This window comes from Anabaenopsis sp. NIES-4685 (assembly GCF_059725405.1).
Genome location: NZ_AP043602.1, coordinates 2,351,055 through 2,360,652, shown reverse-complemented (window position 1 = coordinate 2,360,652; position 9,598 = coordinate 2,351,055). Strand labels below are relative to the sequence as shown.

At 45.0% G+C, this 9,598-nt stretch carries 3 protein-coding genes; all 3 read left to right on the top strand.

The genetic code is table 11. From position 1 onward, the window contains the following. The first annotated feature begins 164 nt into the window (after positions 1–164). The 3 genes from AC6IZ0_RS10225 to AC6IZ0_RS10215 all read left to right on the top strand — a co-directional run bounded on the left by AC6IZ0_RS10225 (position 165) and on the right by AC6IZ0_RS10215 (position 9,529). Positions 165–443 carry a hypothetical protein gene (locus AC6IZ0_RS10225; RefSeq protein ID WP_280792763.1) on the top strand — a complete coding sequence of 93 codons (279 nt, stop codon included), beginning with the start codon at positions 165–167 and terminating at the stop codon, positions 441–443. Positions 444–722: 279 nt separating this feature from the next. Continuing rightward, positions 723–6,101 carry a DUF4347 domain-containing protein gene (locus AC6IZ0_RS10220; protein ID WP_497722820.1) on the top strand — a complete coding sequence of 1,793 codons (5,379 nt, stop codon included), beginning with the start codon at positions 723–725 and terminating at the stop codon, positions 6,099–6,101. A 380-nt stretch (positions 6,102–6,481) separates the two neighbouring features. After that, positions 6,482–9,529, top strand: a complete 3,048-nt coding sequence (locus AC6IZ0_RS10215; protein WP_497722819.1) for a beta strand repeat-containing protein — start codon at positions 6,482–6,484, stop codon at positions 9,527–9,529. The last annotated feature ends 69 nt before the right edge of the window (positions 9,530–9,598 follow it).

Genomic DNA, 9,598 nt, shown 5'->3' with positions numbered 1-9,598 from the left:
CTGATGTACGGGTGATTCAGGAATTACCCCTATTTTCGTGTTTTGTGTAAGTCCTGGTGTATAATGGTGTATAATCAGGAATATGGGGAGTAAGCGATATTCTTCCATGTTAGACCAAGTTAAACAAAACTTTAGTCATTGTATCAACAAAGGAGGAGTGATTTATGCCACAGGTTCAAAAAAGAGTATACTTAATTACACAAGAACAGCGTGATGCCTTACTCAACTATCTCTTAAATCGTCCATATCGTGAGGTAGCAACTGGAGTTGAGTTTCTCAATAATGCACCAACTACTATGGTGAATCTGGAAGTTACTAATGAGCAGTTAGAAAGTATGACTGGCGCAACACAACCGGAATCTGAAACCAAGGCACAAGAGGAAAAAGAAGTACAAATTGCTAACGCTCCTACAGAAAAATTAGGTGCTTTTAATGCAGTTTAATTAACCCTTGATTCACTAGTGATCATCAAGTAGTTCCACATAGAAAAAAGTTACCTAAATAAAATCAGCATTAAAAACATGTTGACGGAGAAAGTCTAGAAAGATGGTCGGCTCTCTTTATGTAGGTAACTTGTTTAATTTTAATTAAATTTATTCAGATCAATTGGGGTATTTACCAAAAACAATGTTTTTGGTGACAATTCGGTATATTTCCGATGATAATTCCCCATATCAAATACTAATACAAATCACAATCATCAACTTAATTACTATTTTCTTATGGATATCATCCAACCTACCAGTAATCCATTTAATACAGAATATCCATCCGATGGTATTCTACCATCTCAGAGTCGAGATCCTTTCCATCCTGCCATCAGAGAAATTGCCTTTGTTGATTCGCAGTTATATGATTATCAATCAGTAATTGAGAAATTGGATGCAAATATCCAGGCGATCGCTTTAGATAGCAATTACAGTGGCATTACCCAAATTACCGAGAAATTACGAAACTACAGTAATTTAGATGCCATCCATATTTTCAGTCATGGTCAAGCCGGTGGTGTACAGCTAGGTAGTGCCTTTTTGTCTCAGGATAACTTATGGAATTATAAAGATGCCCTAAGTGGCTGGGGAGAAGCCCTACTGCCACAAGGTGACTTATTATTTTATGGATGCAATGTAGCGGCCGGTGAATTAGGCGAATCTTTCGTACAAAATATTAGTGAAATTACAGGGTTAGATGTAGCAGCATCAGATAACCTAACGGGAAATACAAGTTTAGGTGGTGATTGGCTGCTAGAATTTCAAACGGGAGAAGTGGTTTCTATATTTGATACAGAAACACTCAGCAGTTACTCAGGGCTTTTACTACCGCAACCATCATACAATAATGATTCTACCAACACCATAATTACTCTCACAAATTCAGCAGACAAACTTAAATTAACAACAGATGATACCGGTAAATTAACCTTAATTGATATAGGAACAACACCAACCTTTACAAGTATTAGCTTTAACAAACCATCCCAGTCATTAACCATAGATACTCTAGATGGCGAAGATGAAATTATCATTGACTCCAGCATAGAATTAGGTAGCGCTCACCTCATTGTGCGAGGTGAGAAAATTTCCCTCAACACCGGTGGGCAAATTACCACCACAGGAAACATCACCTTTAGCGCCGTCGCCAACATAGCAGCAGGAATAACCACAGCACAAATCAACCTAGCTGGGAGAATTACCGCCGGAAATTTCATTGGGATAGCGCAAACGGAAGGAACATTAATTTCTGAGAGTATTGACACCAGCGAACAAGCAATTATTCAGCTAGATAACGCCACACTAAATCTCAGTAATCTGGATTTACAGCTAATTAGAGCAAGTAAATATGAGTCATCGGCAAGCCTAGGAACAAATACTATCAATGGTGTTGCCACAGTCAACATTGGCAATAGCAACATTATTGCCACCAACAATATCAATATTTTAGCTCAAGAAAATACAACCATCACCGCAGAAAATCAAGGTATATCTATTAATAACAGTTTCCAGGGACAAGTGGAAATTGGGATTAGTAATAGTAGCATTCAATCAGCCGCGCTGACAGTTAAAGCTCAAAGTGATGCTAACATCAAAGGACAAGCATCACAGGTAGTTAATGAAATTGCCGGAAATATTCAAGCCTATATAACTGATAGTAATAATATAGAAATTGGTAATGGGGGATTATCCCTGATAGCACAGGATAATACCAAAGCGACTGCCATTTCTCCAGGCATTAGCATTGACATAAACACAGGTTTAGGGCAATTAGGATTTACTGGGTCAGCAACAGTAAATACCTTAAACCGTACAACACAAGCGTATATTCAAAAATCTGGCATCAGAGTTATTGATGGCGATATTAACCTCAAAGCTGAGAAAAATCAGCAAGCCATAGCCAATACTCCCGCGACACAAATCACTGATAGTAGCTCACAAACTCCCCTTATTTCTGTCAATATTCAACTTGATGGAACATATTCAGCCAACTCCATATTAGGTGACACCAGGGCATACATTGAAGACAGTACCTTAGAAACAGTGAACACTGGGGATATTGTCATCCAAGCACAAGACACCTCAATCATTGATGCTACAGCTCAAATCAGTGCCTTTGCAGAATCTCAATCACTAGTACCCGTAGATGGAGTTGGACTAGGAAGATCCATAGCCTTTAACGCCATTGGTTGGCTTAGTAATTGGTTTAACAAGACACTAAATGACTTAATAGGAACCAGTGCGGGGATAACAGAGGAATCAGCAGATGTCCAAGCATACTTGAAAAATGTGACAATTAGTGTTGCTGATGATTTATCTATTTTAGCCACATCAGCAGCGCAAATCAACGCCACAGTCAGCAACGCAGCCGAGTCTACTGCCTCATCTCTGTATGGAGCTAGTAGTATGGCAAGCAGTGGTATCCTCGCCAGCAACAGAGTCAGCACAACAGTAGGAGCCTACATAGAGAATGGCATAGGCAGCGGTGTGATTGGCGGGAAAACAGACATCACAGCCCAAGACAACATAGGCATATACAGCAACAGCAAAATAGTATCCTCTAGCATTACCACCAACGACGGCGGCGCCGCCTTATTACAAGGGGGAATCAACAACCTCATCCCCGCCGACTATAACAGCAACGAAGGGGAGAGAACCCTGAAATTTGGGGAAAGAGTCAGAGAAGCAGCCACAGGGAAAGTATACGAATATCTAGGATTAAATAACACTGCCATAGACCTGAGTACAGCGGACTACAGCGACTATGGGTACTGGAAACCAGTCACAGGAACCCAAATAATTCCCCAAGGGAACAACATCAGTGACTCAAACGCCATGGGAGTAGGGGGGATAGTAGTCACCAACAAAGTCAGCGGTCAAGTAGAAAGCTACATCAAAAACAGCAGCATCAACACAGAAACACTCACAGTCAGAGCCATAGAAAATGCCAGCATCACAGCCAAAATAGACAGTAGCATCACAGCATCAGGAGGTAGCGCCTATGGAACAGGCACAGTCATAGCAGTTAACGGCTCCCTAGCAGTCAACGAAATCCTCAGTCAAGCACAAGCGTACATTAGCAACAGTAATATCAACAGCAGTGGGGATATCACAGTAGCGGCCAGCAACACATCCCAAATAGAAGCAGAAAACAAGAGCGCCTCCACATCAGGAGACACAGCCGTAGGGGTAACAGTAGCATTCAATACCATAGGATGGGAACCACAAAACATATTCGCTGGCACACTGGATGCCCTATTAGGCAGTGACATAGTAGGCACAGCCCAACCAGCCCAAGTCAAAGCCTACATAGAAAAAACCACAGTCAACGCACTGAATAATCTAACAATCACAGCCCAATCCCAACAGCAAATCACAGCCAAAGTCAGTAACGAAGCCACATCAGCCGCATCAGCCCTGTATGGAGCCACCGGCATGGCCACCAGTGGCATATTAGCCAGCAACCTCATCAACAGTCATGCCCAAGCCTCCATAGACAACACAGAACATACAGGGAAAATCCAAATAACAGGCAGCATAGACATAGATTCCCTGGATGAAAGCCACATCAACGCCGACACCAAAGTCATAGCCTCCTCCAACACCAGCAACGACGGGGGAGTAGGCATCCTCAATAACCTAGGGAAACAGTTACTAGAAGAATATAAATATACCAGCAACTCCGGCAGCAAACAGCTAAAATTCGGAGACCAAGTTAGACTAGCCAGCGATTACGCCGAAGAAAAAGGCATAGCAGGGCAAGTGTACCAGTACATGGGTACTGCCGCCACCATAGACCTAGGGACACAAGACTATACCAACTATGCCCTATGGAAAGCACTAAATAACATCAACATCCTCCCCACCGGCTTAAACATCAGCGACTCAGACGCCATGGGAGTAGGGGGATTAGTAGTACGTAACGACGTGCGCAGTCAAGTCAGTAGCTACATCCACAATGGAGATGTCAAAGGTAGTAGCCTGAGCATCAGTGCCCAAGACAGCAGCCAAATCACAGCCCTAGCAGAAACCACAGCATCAGCATCAGGAGGTAGTGCCTACGGTAGTGGCACAGTCATAGCCGTAGCCGGCACCATAGCCACCAACACCGTAGTCAGTGAAACCACAGCCTACATCAGTAACAGTCAAATAGAAACCAGCACCGGAGATATTACACTAGAGGGGATATCAGACGGTCAGATAAATGCCACCATCTTCACCAACGCCACATCAGGAGATACAGCCGCCGGAGTCACCCTCGCCTTCAACAGCATAGGATGGCAACCACAAAACCTGTTGAGCAACACCCTAGATGCCTTATTAGGGGATTCAGTGTTAGGCACTGCTAAACCATTCACAGTTAAAGCCTACATCCAAGACAGCAGCATCACCACACCAGGGAATCTCACCTTACTAGCAGACTCCACCGCCCAGATCACAGCCAAAGTCAGCAACCAAGCCGAATCAGCCGCATCAGCCCTCTATGGAGCCTCCGGTATGGCCATAGGAGCAGCCCTAATTAGTAACCTAGTTAACAGCCAAGCCCAAGCCTACATAGACTACAGCACCGCCACACCGGGAGTAGTCATAGTAGGTGGGACGATGAGCATCACAGCCAAAGACACAGCGGGGATAGAAGCCACCAGTACCATAGTCAGTAAATCCGTAACCACCAACGATGGCGGCTTAGGCATTATTCAAAACTACCTGAATTATTTAGATGACTACGAATACACCACCGCATCAGGAACAAAAGTAGTAGACCAGGGGGAAAAAGTCAGAATAGCAGCAGATTACACTCAAGGTGGAGATGGTGGCAGCGTCTATAGATTTAAAGGCAGTGATAACACCAGCATAGACTTAGGTAATGAAAACTATACAAATAGTAGTCTCTGGGAAAAAGTCACCCAAGAAACAGCAGATTATGTACCAAATATAGGTAACGTTAGTGATTCAGATGCTAAAGCCGTAGGAGCAATGGTAGTACGTAACGACGTACGCAGTCAGGTAGGAAGTTGGATAAATAAAGCTCAAATCACCGCCGATAGTATTAGCATCAAAGCCGAAGAGTCAGCAATTATTACAGCTAATACAGAGAGTACTATCACAGCATCTGGAGGTAGTTTATATGGCAGTGGTACAGTAGTAGCAGGAGGGGGGATAGCAGTTACTAACCTGGTACTGAGTCAGGCAGAAGCGTACATCAGCAATAGTAATATTGCTACCACAGGTAATGTATATATTACTGCTGATAACAAGTCCATAATTGATGCTACCTTATCAAGCTCACTAGATACAGGTGATACAGCCCTGGGTGTAGCCTTAGCATTCAACACATTGGGGTGGCAATCACAAGATATACTTAGAAACGCATTTAGTGCCCTATTCAACACAGACATCCTGGGAGAAGAGCAACCAGCCGCAGTTAAAGCATATATTATTAACTCCCAAATCAACATTATTAGTGGAGACTTAAACCTAGCAGCCACATCAGCAGCGCAAATCAACGCCACAGTAAGTAATGCAGCCAATTCAGTAGCATCAGCCCTATATGGAGCCAGCGGCATGAGCGTGGGAGCATCCTCGCCAGCAACAGAGTCAGCACAACAGTAGCAGCTTACATAGATAGCCCAGTAGGTAGCGCAGTCATTGGTGGGACAACAGACATCACAGCCCAAGACAACATAGGCATATACAGCAACAGCAAAATAGTATCCTCTAGCATTACCACCAACGACGGCGGAGCCGCCTTATTACAAGGGGGAATCAACAACCTCATCCCCGCCGACCATAACAGCAACGAAGGGGAGAGAACCCTGAAATTTGGGGAAAGAGTCAGAGAAGCAACCACAGGGAAAGTATACGAATACCTAGGATTAGATAACACTGCCATAGACCTGAGTACAGCGGACTACAGCGACTATGGATATTGGAAACCAGTCACAGGAACCCAAATAATTCCCCAAGGGAACAACATCAGTGACTCAAACGCCATGGGAGTAGGGGGGATAGTAGTCACCAACAAAGTCAGCGGTCAAGTAGAAAGCTACATCAAAAACAGCAGCATCAACACAGAAACACTCACAGTCAGAGCCATAGAAAATGCCAGCATCACAGCCAAAATAGACAGTAGCATCACAGCATCAGGAGGTAGCGCCTATGGAACAGGCACAGTCATAGCAGTTAACGGCTCCCTAGCAGTCAACGAAATCCTCAGTCAAGCACAAGCGTACATTAGCAACAGTAATATCAACAGCAGTGGGGATATCACAGTAGCGGCCAGCAACACATCCCAAATAGAAGCAGAAAACAAGAGCGCCTCCACATCAGGAGACACAGCCGTAGGGGTAACAGTAGCATTCAATACCATAGGATGGGAACCACAAAACATATTCGCTGGCACACTGGATGCCCTATTAGGCAGTGACATAGTAGGCACAGCCCAACCAGCCCAAGTCAAAGCCTACATAGAAAAAACCACAGTCAACGCACTGAATCTAACAATCACAGCCCAATCCCAACAGCAAATCACAGCCAAAGTCAGTAACGAAGCCACATCAGCCGCATCAGCCCTGTATGGAGCCACCGGCATGGCCACCAGTGGCATATTAGCTAGTAACCTCATCAACAGTCATGCCCAAGCCTCCATAGACAACACAGAACATACAGGGAAAATCCAAATAACAGGCAGCATAGACATAGATTCCCTGGATGAAAGCCACATCAACGCCGACACCAAAGTCATAGCCTCCTCCAACACCAGCAACGACGGGGGAGTAGGCATCCTCAATAACCTAGGGAAACAGTTACTAGAAGAATATAAATATACCAGCAACTCCGGCAGCAAACAGCTAAAATTCGGAGACCAAGTTAGACTAGCCAGCGATTACGCCGAAGAAAAAGGCATAGCAGGGCAAGTGTACCAGTACATGGGTACTGCCGCCACCATAGACCTAGGGACACAAGACTATACCAACTATGCCCTATGGAAAGCACTAAATAACATCAACATCCTCCCCACCGGCTTAAACATCAGCGACTCAGACGCCATGGGAGTAGGGGGATTAGTAGTACGTAACGACGTGCGCAGTCAAGTCAGTAGCTACATCCACAATGGAGATGTCAAAGGTAGTAGCCTGAGCATCAGTGCCCAAGACAGCAGCCAAATCACAGCCCTAGCAGAAACCACAGCATCAGCATCAGGAGGTAGTGCCTACGGTAGTGGCACAGTCATAGCCGTAGCCGGCACCATAGCCACCAACACCGTAGTCAGTGAAACCACAGCCTACATCAGTAACAGTCAAATAGAAACCAGCACCGGAGATATTACACTAGAGGGGATATCAGACGGTCAGATAAATGCCACCATCTTCACCAACGCCACATCAGGAGATACAGCCGCCGGAGTCACCCTCGCCTTCAACAGCATAGGATGGCAACCACAAAACCTGTTGAGCAACACCCTAGATGCCTTATTAGGGGATTCAGTGTTAGGCACTGCTAAACCATTCACAGTTAAAGCCTACATCCAAGACAGCAGCATCACCACACCAGGGAATCTCACCTTACTAGCAGACTCCACCGCCCAGATCACAGCCAAAGTCAGCAACCAAGCCGAATCAGCCGCATCAGCCCTCTATGGAGCCTCCGGTATGGCCATAGGAGCAGCCCTAATTAGTAACCTAGTTAACAGCCAAGCCCAAGCCTACATAGACTACAGCACCGCCACACCGGGAGTAGTCATAGTAGGTGGGACGATGAGCATCACAGCCAAAGACACAGCGGGGATAGAAGCCACCAGTACCATAGTCAGTAAATCCGTAACCACCAACGATGGCGGCTTAGGCATTATTCAAAACTACCTGAATTATTTAGATGACTACGAATACACCACCGCATCAGGAACAAAAGTAGTAGACCAGGGGGAAAAAGTCAGAATAGCAGCAGATTACACTCAAGGTGGAGATGGTGGCAGCGTCTATAGATTTAAAGGCAGTGATAACACCAGCATAGACTTAGGTAATGAAAACTATACAAATAGTAGTCTCTGGGAAAAAGTCACCCAAGAAACAGCAGATTATGTACCAAATATAGGTAACGTTAGTGATTCAGATGCTAAAGCCGTAGGAGCAATGGTAGTACGTAACGACGTACGCAGTCAGGTAGGAAGTTGGATAAATAAAGCTCAAATCACCGCCGATAGTATTAGCATCAAAGCCGAAGAGTCAGCAATTATTACAGCTAATACAGAGAGTACTATCACAGCATCTGGAGGTAGTTTATATGGCAGTGGTACAGTAGTAGCAGGAGGGGGGATAGCAGTTACTAACCTGGTACTGAGTCAGGCAGAAGCGTACATCAGCAATAGTAATATTGCTACCACAGGTAATGTATATATTACTGCTGATAACAAGTCCATAATTGATGCTACCTTATCAAGCTCACTAGATACAGGTGATACAGCCCTGGGTGTAGCCTTAGCATTCAACACATTGGGGTGGCAATCACAAGATATACTTAGAAACGCATTTAGTGCCCTATTCAACACAGACATCCTGGGAGAAGAGCAACCAGCCGCAGTTAAAGCATATATTATTAACTCCCAAATCAACATTATTAGTGGAGACTTAAACCTAGCAGCCACATCAGCAGCGCAAATCAACGCCACAGTAAGTAATGCAGCCAATTCAGTAGCATCAGCCCTATATGGAGCCAGCGGCATGAGCGTGGGAGGCATCCTCGCCAGCAACAGAGTCAGCACAACAGTAGCAGCTTACATAGATAGCCCAGTAGGTAGCGCAGTCATTGGTGGGACAACAGACATCACAGCCCAAGACAACATAGGCATATACAGCAACAGCAAAATAGTATCCTCTAGCATTACCACCAACGACGGCGGAGCCGCCTTATTACAAGGGGGAATCAACAACCTCATCCCCGCCGACCATAACAGCAACGAAGGGGAGAAGAACCCTGAAATTTGGGGAAAGAGTCAGAGAAGCAACCACAGGGAAAGTATACGAATACCTAGGATTAGATAACACTGCCATAGACCTGAGTACAGCGGACTACAGCGACTATGGATATTGGAAACCAGTCACAGGAACCCA

What these genes read in the sequence shown, in the direction of transcription:
- AC6IZ0_RS10225 (WP_280792763.1), top strand. Translation starts at nt 165, where the DNA reads ATGCCACAGGTTCAAAAAAGAGTATACTTAATTACACAAGAACAGCGT.
- AC6IZ0_RS10220 (WP_497722820.1), top strand. Translation starts at nt 723, where the DNA reads ATGGATATCATCCAACCTACCAGTAATCCATTTAATACAGAATATCCA.
- AC6IZ0_RS10215 (WP_497722819.1), top strand. Translation starts at nt 6,482, where the DNA reads ATGGGAGTAGGGGGGATAGTAGTCACCAACAAAGTCAGCGGTCAAGTA.